The sequence below is a fragment of the Novosphingobium sp. HNCC26BN242 genome, from assembly GCF_057180525.1.
This window is the reverse complement of the sequence record NZ_JBXUGM010000004.1, coordinates 35,861-50,409: the sequence shown is the minus strand read 5'-3', so window position 1 is coordinate 50,409 and position 14,549 is coordinate 35,861. Positions and strand designations below refer to the sequence as shown.

Genomic DNA, 14,549 nt, shown 5'->3' with positions numbered 1-14,549 from the left:
CACCAAAAAATCGGCCCCCTTGCGCTAAGGGTATTCCCATAGCGCTGTGGTTCTTCTGTCGGGCGTTGTAAGGCGCGTCGGGTCGTCAACGGTGTTTTGCGAACACTTATTAGAGCGACTTGATGATCGCCGAAAAATCCAGACCTGCGTTCCCGGCATCGGCAAAGGCAGCATAAAGTTCTTCAGCCCGCGCACCCATTGGCACATTTGCGCCGGCGTCCTGCGCCGCTGCCATGGCCAGCTTCAGATCCTTGAGCATCAGCGCGGTGGCAAAGCCGCCCTGATAGTCATTGTCCGCAGGCGTCTGCGGGCCAACGCCGGGGACCGGACAGTACGATGTCATCGACCAGCACTGGCCCGATGCCTTGGATGAGATGTCGAAGAAGGTCTGCAGGTCCAGCCCGAGCTTTTCGGCCATGGCAAAGGTCTCGCACGTGGCGACCATTGATGCGCCGAGCAGCATGTTGTTGCAGATCTTGGCCGCCTGTCCCGCACCGCTGGCACCGGCATGGATCACCGCCTTGCCCATCGACGCAAGGATCAGTTCGGCGCGCGCGAAAGCATCCGGCGCGCCGCCGACCATGAACGTGAGCGTGCCGCCATTGGCCGCCGCTATGCCGCCTGAAACCGGCGCATCGACCATCGCATAACCCGCAGCGTCGGCTGTTGAGGCCACTTCGCGCGCGGTGGCAACGTCAATGGTGGAGCAATCGAGAAGGAGTGCCGTTGCGGGCGCGTGTCCGATCACATCGGCGGCATAGACGGACTTCACGATGGCCCCGTTTGGGAGCATCGAAACGACCGCGTCTGCGCCCTGAACCGCTTCCTTCACCGAAGTGTAAGTGGTGCAGCCGTTCTCCTGCGCACGGGCGAGCGCGGCTTCTGCAAGGTCGAAGGCGTGGACATCGTGTCCGGCCTTCACCAGATTTGCGGCCATGCCGCCGCCCATATTGCCAAGGCCGATGAATGCGATTTTCATGTTGAATCTCCCCTCCCGCCTGCGGGAGGGGCCGGGGGAGGGCCTGTTCCCGAACGGAAGATTGCTACCGAGGGCCAACATGCCCTCCCCTAACCCCTCCCGCAGGCGGGAGGGGGACTTGGTTGACTTACCGCCCCTTCCACACTCCCGGGCGCTTCTCGACAAAGGCCTTCATGCCCTCAGCCTTGTCCTCGGTGGCGGTCAGCACCTGGAACAGGCGGCGTTCGAACAGCAGGCCCTGGTCCAGCGTCGTTTCGAACGCTGCATTGACCATTTCCTTGTTGGCGACAGCGGCCATCGGCGGCATCGCGGCAATGGCAGTCGCGGTTTTCAGCGCTTCGGCCATAAGGTCGGCAAGCGGTACCACGCGGCTGACAAGGCCCGAGCGTTCAGCCTCGGCGGCGTCCATCATGCGCCCGGTCAGGCACATGTCCATCGCCTTGGCTTTGCCCACCGCGCGGGTCAGGCGCTGCGATCCGCCCATGCCGGGAGCCACGCCCAGCTTGATTTCGGGCTGGCCGAACTTGGCCGTGTCAGACGCGATGATGAAATCGGCCATCATCGCCAGTTCGCACCCGCCGCCCAGTGCAAAGCCATTGACCGCCGCAATCCAAGGCTTGCGCGTAGTCTTGACCAAGTGGCTGGTCCACTTTGCAAAGAAGTCCTCGTTGAAGAAATCGGCCGCCGGTTTGTCGGCCATTTCCTTGATGTCCGCCCCTGCGGCAAAGGCCTTCTCGCCCGATCCGGTCAGCACCGCGCAGCGCTGCGAGGCATCTGCTTCGAATGTGGCGAAGGCATCGATCAGATCAGCCAAAACCTGTGAATTCAGCGCATTGAGCGCCTGCGGGCGGTTGAGTGTGATCAGGGTGACGGCACCCTGTTGTTCGACGAGGATGGTTTCGTACGTCATAGTGGTTTCCATTCGTCAGCAGCGCCCAGCGGCGCAAAGATGGCATCGAGCAGATCGTCGGTCACGCCCTCAGGCGTCAGAGGCGACCACTTCGGCGCGTGGTCCTTGTCGATGATGACAGCGCGCACACCTTCGGCAAAGTCCGGCAGCACCAGCACGCGCGCGCCCACGCGATATTCCATCGCCATGTTCGCGGCAAAATCGGGCAGGGTCAGGCTGGTGGCCAATTGGCGTAGCGCCACCTTGCAGGTCTGCGGGCTCTTGGTGTGGAGCGTTTTCAGCGTCTCTTGCGCGAAGTCCGAGCCATCGGTTGCCAGTGCAGCCAGAATATCTTCATAGCGGCTTCCGGCAAACAGCCGCTCGATCTCGGCAGCGTGCGCTGCGATCTTTGGTTCGGGCGGCACCGCCGATAGTTCGCGCAGGATTGCGGGAATGTTCTCAGGGTCAGCGGCAATCCGCGCTTTGGCTTCGGCCAGATTTGCCGAGGGCAGATAATGCGTGGCAAGGCCCGCCCAGAGGCATTCCGCACCATCCAGCCGCGCTCCGGTCAGCGCCAGATATTGCCCCATGCGCCCGCGCAAACGCGACAGGAACCAGCCGCCGCCGACATCGGGGAACAGGCCGATGCCGGTTTCGGGCATCGCCAGCTTGGTGTTTTCGGTGGCAATGCGATAGGTTGCCGGCGCAGAAATGCCCACGCCGCCGCCCATCGTGATGCCATCCATGAACGCCACCACGGGCTTGCCATAGGTCATCAGCAAGTGGTTGAGCTGGTATTCATCGTGGAAAAACTTGCGCCCCGATGCGCCGCCATCGTTCAGCGCCGAATTGCGCAGGAAGGCGATATCGCCGCCTGCGCAAAAACCGCGTGAAAGCTTGGGGTCACCATCCGGTGCGGCAGCGTGATCGATCATCACAACCGCCACCGCCGGATCATCACGCCATTCCAACAGCGCCGCCGTCATCGCGTGGACCATTTCCAGCGTCAGGGCGTGCAAGGCCTTGGGTCGGTTCAGCGAGAGGATGCCTGCCTGCGCCTTGGTGCTCTTCAGGACGCTTTCAGTGCTGTTCGGAACGCTCACTTCAGCAGGTCCCTTCCCACGATCATGCGCATTACCTCGTTGGTGCCTTCAAGGATGCGGTGGACCCGCAGATCACGCCAGAACCGCTCAATCGGATAGTCGCGCAAGTAGCCATAGCCGCCGAACATTTGCAGCGCGCGATCAACGATGGACGATCCGCTGTCGGTCGAAAGCTTCTTGGCCATCGCGGAAAACCGCGTCTTGTCAGGGGCATTGGCCGTCACTTTGGCAGCGGCCAGATAGAGCAGCGCCCGCGCTGCTTCCAGATCGGTCGCCATATCGGCCAGCACGAATTGGGTGTTCTGGAATTCGGCAATCGCTTTGCCGAACTGGCGGCGGTCCTTGACGTATTGCACTGCTTCATCAAGGCAGCGCTGCGCCCCGCCGAGCGAGCAGGCACCGATGTTCAGCCGTCCGCCATCGAGCCCGGCCATCGCAAATCGAAAGCCATCGCCCTCTTCGCCCACGCGGTTGGCCACAGGCACGCGTGCATTGTCAAAGATCACTTGCGCTGTGGGCGAGGCGTTCCAGCCCAGCTTACGTTCGGGTGCGCCGAAGCTGACGCCGGGGGTATCCTTGTCCACCACCACGCAGGAAATGCCCTTCGGCCCATCCTCGCCCGTCCGCACCATCACCACATAGACATCGTTCACCCCACCGCCCGAGATGAACTGCTTGGTGCCATTGAGCACATAATCATCGCCATCGCGCCGGGCGGTGGTCTTGAGCGCGGCAGCATCAGAGCCAGAGCCTGGTTCGGTCAGGCAGTAGCTGGCAAACAGGTCCATGCTGACAAGGCCGGGCAGATAGCGCGCCTTCAGATCATCATTGCCGAAGCAGTCAATCATCCACGCGGCCATGTTGTGTATCGAAATGAACGCGCTGGTGGTGGGGCAGCCATAGGCCATCGCTTCCATGATCAGCGCTGCTTCCAACCGGCCAAGTCCGATGCCGCCCGATTCCTCGCTAACATAGATTGCGGCAAAGCCCAGTTCCGCTGCGGCCTTGATCGTGTCGCGCGGGAACAAATGCTCCTCGTCCCACTGCGCGGCAAAGGGCGTGATCGCATCGGCGGTAAAGCGCCGCGCCATGTCCTGAATGGCGATCTGGTCTTCGGTCAGCGAAAACTGGTCGGTCATCTCTCTCTTCCCGTCACACGGATTACACCGCGCCCTTGGTTTTGCTGGACGGCGGGTATGGTCCGCCGTCCATGCTGCCTGCACCTATCCGCAGGAAATGCGAACAATCGTGTAGGTATCATCATAACTCACCGTCAGCCGGTCCGCCCGGTAATCCATCGTCACCGCCGAACGCGGCGGCACCCAGCGCAAGGTCCGGGCACCCGCCAGCCGCAGCAGCTCTGCCCCGCTGGCGGCACTGGCCTTGTGCCCGATATGCGATTGCAACGGCTCTGCATTGCAGGTGCCTTCAGGCATGGCGGGCAGGTCTTCAGCCGGGGCCGGGGCCATGCAGCCCCCAAGCCCGAGCGATGCGGCAGCGGCGCAGATCAGAAACGGCTTCATTGAGGAATACTCCGGTGTTGCATGCAGAATGAAATCCCAACGCCCACCGAAGCATTCCTTTCCAAAACCGCGCGGCTTCAGCCCATCGTCGGGATGACGAAGGCGTTGGCAAGATCACCCACGCCGCCATCGGGCCAGCGCTGCGTCACGGTCTTGACCTTGGTCCAGAACTTGACGCCTTCCATGCCGTGCTGGTTGGTATCGCCAAAGGCCGACCGCTTCCACCCGCCAAAGGTGTGATAGGCCACCGGAACCGGGATCGGCACGTTGATGCCGACCATGCCGACATTGACCCGCGCCGCAAATTCGCGCGCCGCATGGCCGTTGCGCGTGAAGATCGCCACGCCATTGCCGTACTGATGCTTGCTGGCGAGTTCGAGCGCGCCTTCGAAGTTCTCGGCCCGCACGATCTGCAGCACGGGGCCGAAGATTTCGTTGTGGTAGCTGTCCATGTCGGGGGTGACATGATCGATCAGCGTCGGGCCGACGAAGAAGCCGTTTTCATGCCCCTGCAGCGTGAAGCCGCGCCCGTCGACAACCATTTCGCCGCCTTCTTCCACGCACTTAGCGATCCAGGCTTCGACCTTTTCCTTGTGCGCTTGGGTCACGACAGGGCCATAATGGGCTTCGGGATCGGTCGAGATGCCAACCTTGAGCGCATGGATTGCGGGGATCAACTTGGCGCGCAGACGCTCTGCCGTGTCATGCCCCACCGGCACCACCACCGGCAGGGCCATGCAGCGTTCGCCTGCCGAGCCGAAGGCAGCGCCGCACAGGTCGTTCACCACCTGATCGAGATCGGCATCGGGCATGACCACGCCGTGGTTCTTGGCCCCGCCCATCGCCTGCACACGCTTACCGGCGGCAACGCCCCGATTATAGACATAGTGTGCGATGTCGGACGATCCGACAAAGCTGATCGCGCCGATGGCCGGGTGATCAAGGATGGCGTCGACCATTTCCTTGTCGCCATGCACCACCTGGCAGATGCCCTCGGGCAGGCCGGCTTCGATGAACAGTTCGGCCAGCCGCACGGGCAGCGAAGGGTCACGCTCGCTCGGCTTGATGATGAAGGCGTTGCCAGTGGCAATGGCAATCGCGCTCATCCACAGCGGGATCATGCCGGGGAAGTTGAACGGGGTGATGCCCGCGCCAATGCCGATCGGCTGGCGGAACGAATAGACATCGATGCCGGGGCCAGCGCCCTGGGTAAATTCGCCCTTCATCACGTGCGGGATGCCGCAGGCAAATTCCACCACTTCAAGGCCACGCTGAATATCGCCCTTCGAATCGGCGATGACCTTGCCATGTTCGGACGAAAGGATGTGGGCGAGGGCATCGATATTGGCTTCGACCAGTTCCTTGAAACGGAACATCACGCGGGCGCGGCGCTGCGGGTTGGTTGCGGCCCATGCGGGCTGGGCCCTCAGCGCGGCCTGCACGGCGCGCTCCAGCGTTTCGGCCGTGCCAAGTGCGACTTGGGCTTGTACGCCGCCGTTGTTGGGATCGAAGATATCGCCCTTGCGCGCAGGCGCTTCGCCAGAGCCGCCGACGATGAAATGGTCTACCAAGCGCATTGAAAATCCTCTTTCAAAACAAGCTTGCTGCATCACATGCGCCACCTCATGATTGCAGGCAACCGGTGAATGTGCGAGGTAGACCTGCAGATTTGCAGGTGCCCTTATGCAGTCCAGCGACTGGAACGATTTTCAGGCCTTCCTTGCCGTGGCCCGTGCAGGCCAGCTTGCCCGCGCGGCCAGCGCCCTTGGCGTTGATGCCACCACCGTGGGCCGCCGCCTGCGCCGGTTGGAGACGCGCACCGGCGTGACCCTGTTCGAGCAGACTCGCGAGGGCCAGGTGCTGACCGAAGCCGGGGAGGCCATGCTTGCCGAAGTTGAGGCCATGGCCCAAGCCGCCAGCCGTATTGCCGAGCACGCCGCCAGCGGCAGCGGCCCTGCAGGCCTGTTGCGCATCAGCCTGTCCGAGGGCTTTGCCAGCTGGATCGTGGCGCCTGCGCTGCGCAGCTTTGTCGAGGCATATCCGCGGCTGGTGGTCGATCTGGTAGCGTCATCGGGCTTCCTCAGCCCGTCCAAACGCGAAGCTGATCTGGCCGTTACCCTATCGCGCCCACGTGCAGGGCCAGTGATCGCGGGCAAGCTTTCAGATTATACTCTGCGGCTCTATGCCACGCGCGGCTATCTGGCGCAGCGGGGGCTTCCGGGCAAGCCGCAGGAACTGGCGCGCGGGCACCGGCTGGTGGGATACATTCCCGATCTGCTCTACGCGCCCGAACTGCGCTATCTGGCGGAAATTGAACCCGATCTGTCCGCCACGGTGCGCTCATCCTCGATCAATGCGCAGCACCGGATGATTGCAGCCGGGGCCGGGATCGGGGTGCTGCCCTGCTTCATCGGCGATGCTGACAAGTGGCTGGTGCCGGTCCTGCCAGACCAGCGCATCACCCGCTCGTTCTGGCTGGTCACGCACAAGGACACGCACAATCTTGCGCGGGTGCGCGCGTTCAAGGACTGGCTGACGGCGCTGGTTGTGCGTGAGCGGGGGCGGTTGTTGCCGCGTTGATCGTCACAATTACCGATGCGCCCCCGCACTTCGACAAGCTCAGGATAAACTTCCTGCGTAGCCGGAAGGCGGGGGCCTCAGGCCGTTTAAGCCAGCGTTCCGTAACAACACCGAGGTCCCCGCCTTCGCGGGGACGCCGTAGCTTATGAAAAGCCTTAAGCTTTCGCCACCGGCGCGCCTTCGCCCAGATCTTCGTACCATGCCTCGACTGGGCCGTTCAGCTTGATCGTGAGCGGGTTGCCCTTGCGGTCCATGCTCTTGCCCGCCTGCACGCGCACCCAGCCTTCGGAAATGCAATATTCCTCGACATTGGTGCGCACCACATCCTTGAACCGGATGCCCACGCCCCGGCGCAGTTTGTCTGCATCGAAATGCGGACTGCGCGGATTGATCGCCAACCGGTCGGGCGGCACATCGGGACCAGAAGCAGCAACAGGTGCTGTGGTGTCGGTTGCGGATTCGGGCTGATTGGTTTCGTCGGTCATGGCCCGCGCAATTATCTTGATTGCCCCACTTGTCAATCAAACCGCTTCATCGTAATGGCCCGCCCCTGTCATGCGGGTGCGCCAAACGCCACCCCCGACGGGCGCGTAGCTCAGCGGTAGAGCACACCCTTCACACGGGTGGGGTCGCAGGTTCAATCCCTGCCGCGCCCACCATCTTCGGATGGCTGAAAACCTAGCATTACACCGGCTTTCGTTCAACAACATTCTTCCCACCTTTTCCGACTGTGGTCAGAGAGTGGTCAGAGGCGAATTGTTTGGCCAGCGTGTGAACCTGCACCCAAAGCGTGGTCAGGGCCTTTGTGACGGCTGACAATCGGGAGGGATCATACTTGGCGTAAATGCGGGTGGTGCGGGCAAGTTTGCCATCGTGTCCAAGCAGTTCGACAATCTCGCGCTCTGGCACGTTGGGGTCGGCATAGAGGATCGTGGCGACGGTGTGCCGGATGGTCTTGGGATGAACGTCCTCTGACAGGCCCAGTGTGCGCCGCATGATCCGCCAAGCTGTCTTGCGCGATGCGACCGGCGTTGACTTGTCGCTGGCCCATTTGCGCAAGACGTGCCGCAGCGGACGAATAGCGGGCAGGACGGCGTTGCGCTTCTTGGTCTGTGGCGATGCGCCGGGTTGCAGATCGATCAGGCCTGTCTCGGCATTGAATTGCGTGCGCGGGTCAAATGCCAGCGCGGCTTGCGGTCTGACTGCCGTAGCGAATTGCAGCGCCACGAACCGGAACAGGTCGGCGTTGTGGCTGGCATACCAAGCGATGCGCGCCATTTCGTCCAGGCTCAAAACCCGTTCACGCGGTGGCGATTGATAGCGCTGGTCCAGATCGGCGATGCGCGGGGCCATTGGTATCCGCAAGTTCGCTTCGGCATGATGCACGGCGGCGCGAATATCGTTAATGTTCCGCTGCACGGTCGCGCCTGCAACACCCTCACTGGCATAGTTGAACGTCTCGCCAAACCATTCCAGATCGAAGCTATGCGGACCCATGCGCCACTCCCGGAACCGCTCAAACAGGGAAGGGGTCAGGTCAGTAATCACCGCGCCAACGCCTGCTGTGTCCTGCATAAGGAACGCGGCGAAGGTGCGCAGGGAACGTCCTGTCTGGTCGGCGTTGACAGCCTTGCGGCCCTTCTCTTTCCAGTAGAGAACCAGATGCGCGATAACGTTGGCTTCGTGCGCCTGTTGCTTTCCGAGTGATCGAAGTTCAAACAGGTGTGCATCGAGAACCGCCTTTGCTTTCTCTAGTTCGCCCGTGCGAGTGCTGCGATAAATGACCGTGCCTCGTTCGGCGCGGGCAATCTGCCAGATGCCTTTCGCCCGTCCGTCGCGGCGGTGGTCAAGCCAGAATTCACCGACAACGTAAGGGCTGGTGTCGCGGGGCATAGTTCCTCGGTTTCTGCACGGGATAGAGTGTCGAGCAAGCCGTGCTGTGCGACCAATTCGCGGATTTGCTCTGCGGTCAAGGTCAGTCCGGTTTCCTTGCGGAGTGCCCGCCTGATTTTCGATGCGATGGCTTGGGCGGTCACCTCAAAGCCCTTTCCAGCTTGTCCCGCAGTTCCCATCCCTCGATCAGCACCTTCATGCGCTCCGATGGCGGGTATTGATCTAGCGCGTCCTGTTCGGCTTCCATTAGGCGGCGGCGGTGCCATTGGGTGGGGGTTAGGGTCATCAGAACGGTATCCGATCACCGTAATCGCAATCGTCATCGCCAAAGCGCTCAACTGTCACGCGGCGCTCGGTGTATCGTGCGAGACATGGAAGGATGCAGAACGACTTGCCGGGGTTCTGTCGTGCAAGTCGTTCGGCCTCGCGCTCGGCGGCGGCGCGGCTTGCTTGCTTCACGCGCGGCTCACCACCATTTTCACACCAGACAAGCCAAAATGGAACGTCACTCATAATCCCTACCGGGCGACTTATTAGGCCGCCCGGTTCCCTGTGAAATCAATCAATGCCCAGCGCGTTCTTGTAGGTCTCAAGAACGGCTTCCATTTCGCGGCGATCATCGGGCTTCATGGCGCGCAGCTTGACGATCTGCTTCATGATTTTGGCATCGTAGCCGGTGGATTTGGCCTCCGAGTAGACATCGGTGATATCGTCAGCGAGGCCCTTCTTTTCCTCTTCAAGGCGTTCGATGCGCTCGATAAGCAGGCGCAGGCGGTCGTCGGCAGATTCAGCCATCATGCATTCCTTTCAGTGATAGCAGCCTCAGCCCGCGCTCGAACATCAGGCGATGCATTGACATAGCGCACGCGGTGGCCACGTTCAGACGTGACGTAGCAATTCGAGCGCAGGGCGTTTAGGCGGCGTTCGGCGCGGTTCAGGCTGCGTTGGTAGATGATTGTGGATGCCAGCAGCAGAACTGCCGACAGGGCGAAAAGGATGGTTGGCAGGTCCATGGTCATTCTTCCCAGCCTTCGCCGCCGAACAGTGTGGTGCCGTCCTTGGCGGTGCCGTCGAACTGGTCGCCGTGTTCTTCGTCGGCGCGGCCTTCCTGCAGCGGCTCGTCCACAACTTCGGCGTCCTCGATCCGGCTTTCCAGCGCTTCTAGGCGTGAAACCTTGGGGGCTTCATCGGTATCGGTTTCGACAGCGACCGGGCGCATATCGGTGGCCAGCGTTTCGTCGCGGCTGAAAATCTCGTCTTCAAGATCGGTGCTGGACGGCAAGCGCTTGGCAAACCGGCGCATCACGGTCTTGCGCGCCATTTCGTCCCACCAGTCCACCCAAGGCCCTTTGTCCTTTGACCGGCTGACGTTGCGGACCTTGTTGATCTGGTCCACGTTCATGATCTCCGGCGGGACGACTTCGCCGCTCTTCAACGTGGCGATGGCATAGGCACCGATGGGCGTGCCACGGTCGCCAAACCAGTCAGGCTCAAAAACTGGCGCGGTGTCGATGCCAGGGCGATACGTGAACTTGTCGTTTGAGTAGACGACATGGCAATCCACGCTGGCCACTTCACCGGACTGACGCACCTTTTTCAGGACGCCCGCGATCATCGGCATGGCCTGAACCTTCTTGTCCCAGCCACCGCTACGGTTCTTCTGGTTGAAGATGACGAGAGCCGCCTCGCGATTGTCGGGTAGCAGGCCGTCTTGTGCCAGCTTGGTAAGCGCGCCGAACAGGGAGTGCTTGTCGGCATTGCGCAGGTCGGGGTTGGTATTGATGGCAGTCAGGGCAACGCGCGTGAATTTCTTCACATCGATATGCGACGGCAGCGCGGCCTGAAATTCCGGGGCCATTTTGGTGATAGCGCCGCGCAATGGGTCTTTTTCCTCGCGGACTGCAACAGCATTGGTCATTGGGTCAACTCCTTCACGGTGTAACGGCGGTAGGCTTTACGCCCCCGGATGATTTCGCCTGCAACGGCCTCGCGATCAGGCACGGCGGCAATGGTTGTGGCGCGAAACCGGAAGCCCGACAGCAGCGCCTCAGAAGCCTTGCCCATCTTGTCCACCAACTCAGCCTTGGCGGCGTCCCGGCGCTTCTCTGCGGCCTTCACAGCCTCGTCTGCGGCAAGGTATTCAGCAGCGGCAATCGCGGCCAAGTTGTCGCCAGTCAGGTCCACGATATCAGCGGTGCCATCGCGGTAGAGTTCGGACAGCGGGTCAAGGTCGCGGGTGTAATCAGGGCGCGGCGGGGTCTGGTCAGCAATGCTCTGCCAAAATGCCACGGTGCGGCGCCCTGCCTCTGCGAACAGTTTGGGCCGAAACTCATACTGGAACCGGCGCAAGTCATTGCCACCAACCAGCACAATCAGATCGAACCAAGCCACGCCTTCAAGGCCAGCGTAGGTGTTGCCCTGTAGCAGGTAGTGCAGCGGCGGTTCATCACCCCATGACTTGACCTGCAGCCAGTCCACCATCTTGACCTCAAGCAGGCCATTGCCGCGTTCCGGGCAGGTCACACACTGGTCAGGATGCCCGCCAAGGCCCTTGCCGTTTGATAGGCGGCGCGGTGTCTGGCGCTTGGTATAGCCCCACTTGTCGCAGGCCCAGTCGATGATAACCGGCTCAAGACGAATGCCTGCCTCGATACGTTCATCCCCGCCAAAGTCAGGCGTGGCAATCGTGCCGTTCTTGCGGTGCCACAGCTCAAAATGCGTCAACCAAGGGTTTGCATCGAACAGCGCCGACACTTCGGAACCACCGACCACTTTTGCGCGGAAAGCGTCGTCGCCGTCGCCAAGCTGGGGTTTTGGTTTGGCTGTCACCGCGCCCTCTCCCTACGCAACCGCCAAAACAAGCGATCCTCGTCGCTCATGGGTAGCAGCGGCAGTGTTTCGCGCATCGGGTGCGGGTTCACGCGGATCGGGCGCGCGGTCGGGTTGCGGCGGATTGTGGCGCGGGCGGTCATTTGGCGCGCTCCTTCTGCCAGCCCATTGCGGCAATGATAACATTCAGCGCGTCCAGTTCGCCACGCGCCTTGCGGAATGCGTCGTCACTGCCATCGCCTTTGTGACCGCCTGTCTCGTGATACAACAGCAGGTTTTCCAGCGCCGGTAACATTGGCTCAACCATTGCCCCGCTCCTTCTTGTATTGGGCAACGGTAGGCTGTGTCAGTTCAGTCTTGCGTTTCTCGAACCACACGCGAGCGTCACGAATGCGCGTTTCGCGTTCAGCGCTTGCGCTATTCAGTTTCTCGGCAATCTTGGTGGCTTGTTCCTCGGTATAGCCGCCGCCCAAAACCTTGTTTGAATAAGTGCGGAACTCTTTGACCTCTCCAAACCAGCGCGCGCCCTTGCAAATCGTCATTTGCGCGGTGGCCTTGATGACTTCGACAGGCAACGCCTTGTAGTCATCCATGTAAATTGCCCAATTGCTCACGCCTTCATTCCTTCCATAATTGATGCGGCAAAGCTGACGATCAGCGGAATAGCCGCCAGACCAGCCACCAGCGCGAAGGCTATGGCGGTCAGGTGCGCGGCTAGGTGGCGGTAGCTGCGGAACGGGGCGGTCGGCTTATCCACAAACCACCTCCCCGCCATCGCGGCCCACAACGTCTGCACGCTCCCAAAGCGCGGTTTCGCCTTCACGGAAGCCAAGCCGACGATTCACCGCAGACAGGAAAAGTAATTCGCAGGGACGCGGCTTGCGGGCACCTTTGACCTGATTGCACTTCTCGTGCGCGAGCATGACGTTGCCTTCGAATGAGTTGGCCCCGGCAATGCGGCACACCGGCCACACGTGATCGAACGTCAGTTTGGGGGACCGGTATTTCTGCGGAATAGCTTGGCCGCACAGGTGACATTTGCCGCCTTGGGCATGCCACAGCACGCGCTTGACCAAGCCCTGCAGAAACACGGCGCGTTCGGGGGAAAAGGTGCCGTGCATTACGCCACACTCCGCATCGGAATGCCGGGGACATACAGGTCGGTCCCGCCCATCTTGACCGTCGGCACCACGGGTTGAAGCGCGCGCTGGGCCTTGGCGAGATATTCAAGCGCGCGGTCGGTTTCGCCGCACTTGATGGCAGAGATTGCCCATTCGACGTGTGCAGCAGTGGCACCGAGGGCGGCGCTGCGGGCGTGGTCTTGGTCGATGTTCATGCATGATCTCCCATGCAGTTAGGGCCGGTGCAGCGACGGGGGCCGTAAAGCGCATCAAAGTGCGGCTTCATGCGGATGTGCCAGTCGCGGGCGTAGGCGAGGCGGGCGGCGCGTTCCTGGGGGTCGCGGATGTAGGTGCCGGTGGTGCGGGTCACGCTGCCAGCCTCCGATCTTCGGCGGCATCACGCAGATACTCACCACGATCAGCGACCCATTCGGCAAAAGCCTGCTCACAGACGCCAGCGACGGCATCCTGACAGCTTTCCCATTCCCAATCGGTGAGTTCGCGGCCTTCGGTCAGGTCACGCGCATCGGTGATTTCGAAGTCGCTGCCGTCGAAGGTGTAATCGATCTCGACCTCGATCTCGCGTTCCGTGTGGCCGCGTGTGAGATAGGTCGATGTTGTGAAGGTGGGCTTTGACATTGCCGGGGCTCCAACTTGGCAGCGGGGTGGCTGCTTGTTGGATTGTTTATTACATGGGGTGTAAGCATGGTCAACAGGAATTTACATGGGGTGTAAAAAAAGATAGCTCAAGCCGGGGCGCAAAAAGCCGCGCCCGAACGAGCGAGGTTGTGATGAGTGATCTAGGGAAGTTTCTGGTGCGGACGCATATCAGGATCGAAACGCCGGTCAGTTCACCTGATCTGGCAGGTCCGACAATCGCGCGATTCTTGGCTGATCATCCCGGCGGCACTGTGTCGCATGCCCGATGCCAAGGCTCTGGCGATCTGCTGATCGATCTGCGCTCGGAAGTTATCCAGCCAGTTGAATGATGCCGAAAAGGACAGAGAAATGACCGTAGCGATTATCGCAATCTGCAACCTGATTCAGGTGCTCTTTTTCTGGCGCGCAATCGTCCTTTTGACGCAGCGCATGTCCATCCTTGAAGCAAAAGTCACCAAGAGCACCGCGCTGTCGGAGGATCAGGCATGACGCTCAGAGATTACTTCCACATCGTCGTGCTACTCGTAGTGATCTACGTCAATTGGGAGACGATGCGGATCAACCGAAGGTTGAAGGTCGAGGCCATGTGCCGCGAGCTGAACCGGATCAAAGCCCAAGAGCACGAAACGTCGAACGATGGCACCATCCGCAACGAGGGCGGCGTCAGCACTCTAGTGGAGGACGGGAAGTCTTCAGAAATCAATGAGCCGCCATTGTCGTAAGTAGACACGCCGATAAGGAAACGCGCGCGCGGCGGCCAAACCATGCGTATCCAGTCAACCTGCCAATGCTCGGCGTTCGGGCCAGCGAGTTTGAAAACCTCGCGGGATTCGTAGCAGGTTTTACTGGGGTAAGGCCGGTTCAGCGCGCTGCTTTTCTGGGATGCCCTATACGAGAGCAGCGATATCAGCAGTGCGGCGGCGGCAATGATGTCGGCTCGATAGGGCGCGATTGCAGTCCAATCCACCATCA

26 protein-coding genes and 1 tRNA gene are annotated in these 14,549 nt (G+C 61.2%); 4 read left to right on the top strand and 23 right to left on the bottom strand.

The window, feature by feature from the left end; genetic code table 11:
• Positions 1 to 109 precede the first annotated feature (109 nt).
• From mmsB to AC2A1F_RS15520, 6 genes are all read right to left on the bottom strand, one after another.
• Positions 110 to 979, bottom strand: a complete 870-nt coding sequence (gene mmsB, locus AC2A1F_RS15545) for a 3-hydroxyisobutyrate dehydrogenase (RefSeq protein WP_484209697.1) — start codon at positions 977 to 979, stop codon at positions 110 to 112.
• A 127-nt stretch (positions 980 to 1,106) separates the two neighbouring features.
• Positions 1,107 to 1,889 carry an enoyl-CoA hydratase-related protein gene (locus AC2A1F_RS15540; RefSeq protein WP_484209696.1) on the bottom strand — a complete coding sequence of 261 codons (783 nt, stop codon included), beginning with the start codon at positions 1,887 to 1,889 and terminating at the stop codon, positions 1,107 to 1,109.
• Positions 1,886 to 2,971, bottom strand: coding sequence for an enoyl-CoA hydratase/isomerase family protein (locus tag AC2A1F_RS15535; protein WP_484209695.1), 1,086 nt, complete (start codon positions 2,969 to 2,971; stop codon positions 1,886 to 1,888). Before AC2A1F_RS15535 ends, AC2A1F_RS15540 begins: the two co-directional genes overlap by 4 nt.
• Positions 2,968 to 4,110 (bottom strand): acyl-CoA dehydrogenase family protein, encoded by a 1,143-nt coding sequence (locus tag AC2A1F_RS15530; protein ID WP_484209694.1) that lies wholly within the window; start codon positions 4,108 to 4,110, stop codon positions 2,968 to 2,970. The genes AC2A1F_RS15535 and AC2A1F_RS15530 overlap by 4 nt, the downstream gene beginning before the upstream one ends.
• A gap of 84 nt (positions 4,111 to 4,194) precedes the next feature.
• Entirely contained in the window at positions 4,195 to 4,494 is a 300-nt protein-coding gene (locus AC2A1F_RS15525) for an I78 family peptidase inhibitor (protein WP_484209693.1), read from the bottom strand.
• Between the two features lie 77 nt (positions 4,495 to 4,571).
• Positions 4,572 to 6,071 (bottom strand): CoA-acylating methylmalonate-semialdehyde dehydrogenase, encoded by a 1,500-nt coding sequence (locus AC2A1F_RS15520; protein ID WP_484209692.1) that lies wholly within the window; start codon positions 6,069 to 6,071, stop codon positions 4,572 to 4,574.
• Between the two features lie 106 nt (positions 6,072 to 6,177).
• On the opposite strand from AC2A1F_RS15520, the gene AC2A1F_RS15515 reads away from it, so the two are divergent.
• Positions 6,178 to 7,074, top strand: a complete 897-nt coding sequence (locus AC2A1F_RS15515; RefSeq protein ID WP_484209691.1) for a LysR family transcriptional regulator — start codon at positions 6,178 to 6,180, stop codon at positions 7,072 to 7,074.
• Positions 7,075 to 7,229: 155 nt separating this feature from the next.
• Here AC2A1F_RS15515 and AC2A1F_RS15510 read toward each other — a convergent pair whose 3' ends face one another.
• Positions 7,230 to 7,559 (bottom strand): DUF3297 family protein, encoded by a 330-nt coding sequence (locus AC2A1F_RS15510; RefSeq protein ID WP_484209690.1) that lies wholly within the window; start codon positions 7,557 to 7,559, stop codon positions 7,230 to 7,232.
• 99 nt (positions 7,560 to 7,658) lie between these two features.
• Here AC2A1F_RS15510 and AC2A1F_RS15505 point away from each other — a divergent pair.
• Positions 7,659 to 7,733 (top strand) — tRNA-Val (locus tag AC2A1F_RS15505).
• A 25-nt stretch (positions 7,734 to 7,758) separates the two neighbouring features.
• Here AC2A1F_RS15505 and AC2A1F_RS15500 read toward each other — a convergent pair.
• From AC2A1F_RS15500 to AC2A1F_RS15430, 15 genes are all read right to left on the bottom strand, one after another.
• Positions 7,759 to 8,967, bottom strand: a complete 1,209-nt coding sequence (locus tag AC2A1F_RS15500) for a tyrosine-type recombinase/integrase (RefSeq protein WP_484209689.1) — start codon at positions 8,965 to 8,967, stop codon at positions 7,759 to 7,761.
• Positions 8,968 to 9,106: 139 nt separating this feature from the next.
• A complete protein-coding gene (locus AC2A1F_RS15495; RefSeq protein WP_484209688.1) occupies positions 9,107 to 9,253 on the bottom strand; it encodes a hypothetical protein in 147 nt (48 codons plus the stop codon).
• The gene (locus AC2A1F_RS15490) at positions 9,253 to 9,426 is read right to left on the bottom strand and encodes a hypothetical protein (protein WP_484209687.1); all 174 of its coding nucleotides are present in this window, start codon (positions 9,424 to 9,426) and stop codon (positions 9,253 to 9,255) included. The genes AC2A1F_RS15495 and AC2A1F_RS15490 overlap by 1 nt, the downstream gene beginning before the upstream one ends.
• Positions 9,427 to 9,525: 99 nt before the next feature.
• A complete protein-coding gene (locus tag AC2A1F_RS15485; protein ID WP_484209686.1) occupies positions 9,526 to 9,762 on the bottom strand; it encodes a DUF2312 domain-containing protein in 237 nt (78 codons plus the stop codon).
• Positions 9,762 to 9,980, bottom strand: a complete 219-nt coding sequence (locus AC2A1F_RS15480; protein WP_484209685.1) for a hypothetical protein — start codon at positions 9,978 to 9,980, stop codon at positions 9,762 to 9,764. The genes AC2A1F_RS15485 and AC2A1F_RS15480 overlap by 1 nt, the downstream gene beginning before the upstream one ends.
• A gap of 2 nt (positions 9,981 to 9,982) precedes the next feature.
• Positions 9,983 to 10,885 carry a recombinase RecT gene (locus AC2A1F_RS15475; protein ID WP_484209684.1) on the bottom strand — a complete coding sequence of 301 codons (903 nt, stop codon included), beginning with the start codon at positions 10,883 to 10,885 and terminating at the stop codon, positions 9,983 to 9,985.
• Entirely contained in the window at positions 10,882 to 11,796 is a 915-nt protein-coding gene (locus AC2A1F_RS15470) for a YqaJ viral recombinase family protein (RefSeq protein WP_484209683.1), read from the bottom strand. The genes AC2A1F_RS15475 and AC2A1F_RS15470 overlap by 4 nt, the downstream gene beginning before the upstream one ends.
• Positions 11,793 to 11,939, bottom strand: coding sequence for a hypothetical protein (locus AC2A1F_RS15465; protein WP_484209682.1), 147 nt, complete (start codon positions 11,937 to 11,939; stop codon positions 11,793 to 11,795). Before AC2A1F_RS15465 ends, AC2A1F_RS15470 begins: the two co-directional genes overlap by 4 nt.
• Positions 11,936 to 12,103, bottom strand: coding sequence for a hypothetical protein (locus tag AC2A1F_RS15460; RefSeq protein ID WP_484209681.1), 168 nt, complete (start codon positions 12,101 to 12,103; stop codon positions 11,936 to 11,938). The genes AC2A1F_RS15465 and AC2A1F_RS15460 overlap by 4 nt, the downstream gene beginning before the upstream one ends.
• A complete protein-coding gene (locus tag AC2A1F_RS15455) occupies positions 12,096 to 12,410 on the bottom strand; it encodes a hypothetical protein (RefSeq protein ID WP_484209680.1) in 315 nt (104 codons plus the stop codon). The genes AC2A1F_RS15460 and AC2A1F_RS15455 overlap by 8 nt, the downstream gene beginning before the upstream one ends.
• The gene (locus tag AC2A1F_RS15450; RefSeq protein ID WP_484209679.1) at positions 12,407 to 12,553 is read right to left on the bottom strand and encodes a hypothetical protein; all 147 of its coding nucleotides are present in this window, start codon (positions 12,551 to 12,553) and stop codon (positions 12,407 to 12,409) included. Before AC2A1F_RS15450 ends, AC2A1F_RS15455 begins: the two co-directional genes overlap by 4 nt.
• The gene (locus AC2A1F_RS15445) at positions 12,546 to 12,917 is read right to left on the bottom strand and encodes an HNH endonuclease (RefSeq protein ID WP_484209678.1); all 372 of its coding nucleotides are present in this window, start codon (positions 12,915 to 12,917) and stop codon (positions 12,546 to 12,548) included. Before AC2A1F_RS15445 ends, AC2A1F_RS15450 begins: the two co-directional genes overlap by 8 nt.
• A complete protein-coding gene (locus tag AC2A1F_RS15440; RefSeq protein ID WP_484209677.1) occupies positions 12,917 to 13,132 on the bottom strand; it encodes a hypothetical protein in 216 nt (71 codons plus the stop codon). The genes AC2A1F_RS15445 and AC2A1F_RS15440 overlap by 1 nt, the downstream gene beginning before the upstream one ends.
• Positions 13,129 to 13,287 carry a hypothetical protein gene (locus tag AC2A1F_RS15435; protein WP_484209676.1) on the bottom strand — a complete coding sequence of 53 codons (159 nt, stop codon included), beginning with the start codon at positions 13,285 to 13,287 and terminating at the stop codon, positions 13,129 to 13,131. The genes AC2A1F_RS15440 and AC2A1F_RS15435 overlap by 4 nt, the downstream gene beginning before the upstream one ends.
• A complete protein-coding gene (locus AC2A1F_RS15430; RefSeq protein ID WP_484209675.1) occupies positions 13,284 to 13,556 on the bottom strand; it encodes a hypothetical protein in 273 nt (90 codons plus the stop codon). Before AC2A1F_RS15430 ends, AC2A1F_RS15435 begins: the two co-directional genes overlap by 4 nt.
• A 152-nt stretch (positions 13,557 to 13,708) precedes the next feature.
• On the opposite strand from AC2A1F_RS15430, the gene AC2A1F_RS15425 reads away from it, so the two are divergent.
• Together AC2A1F_RS15425 and AC2A1F_RS15420 are read left to right on the top strand one after the other, a co-directional pair.
• Complete coding sequence (locus AC2A1F_RS15425; RefSeq protein ID WP_484209674.1) at positions 13,709 to 13,906, top strand: hypothetical protein; 198 nt, start codon at positions 13,709 to 13,711, stop codon at positions 13,904 to 13,906.
• Between the two features lie 19 nt (positions 13,907 to 13,925).
• The gene (locus AC2A1F_RS15420; protein ID WP_484209673.1) at positions 13,926 to 14,066 is read left to right on the top strand and encodes a hypothetical protein; all 141 of its coding nucleotides are present in this window, start codon (positions 13,926 to 13,928) and stop codon (positions 14,064 to 14,066) included.
• Between the two features lie 43 nt (positions 14,067 to 14,109).
• Here the strand turns inward: AC2A1F_RS15420 and AC2A1F_RS15415 are convergent, their stop codons facing one another.
• A complete protein-coding gene (locus AC2A1F_RS15415; protein ID WP_484209672.1) occupies positions 14,110 to 14,547 on the bottom strand; it encodes a hypothetical protein in 438 nt (145 codons plus the stop codon).
• Positions 14,548 to 14,549 lie beyond the last annotated feature (2 nt).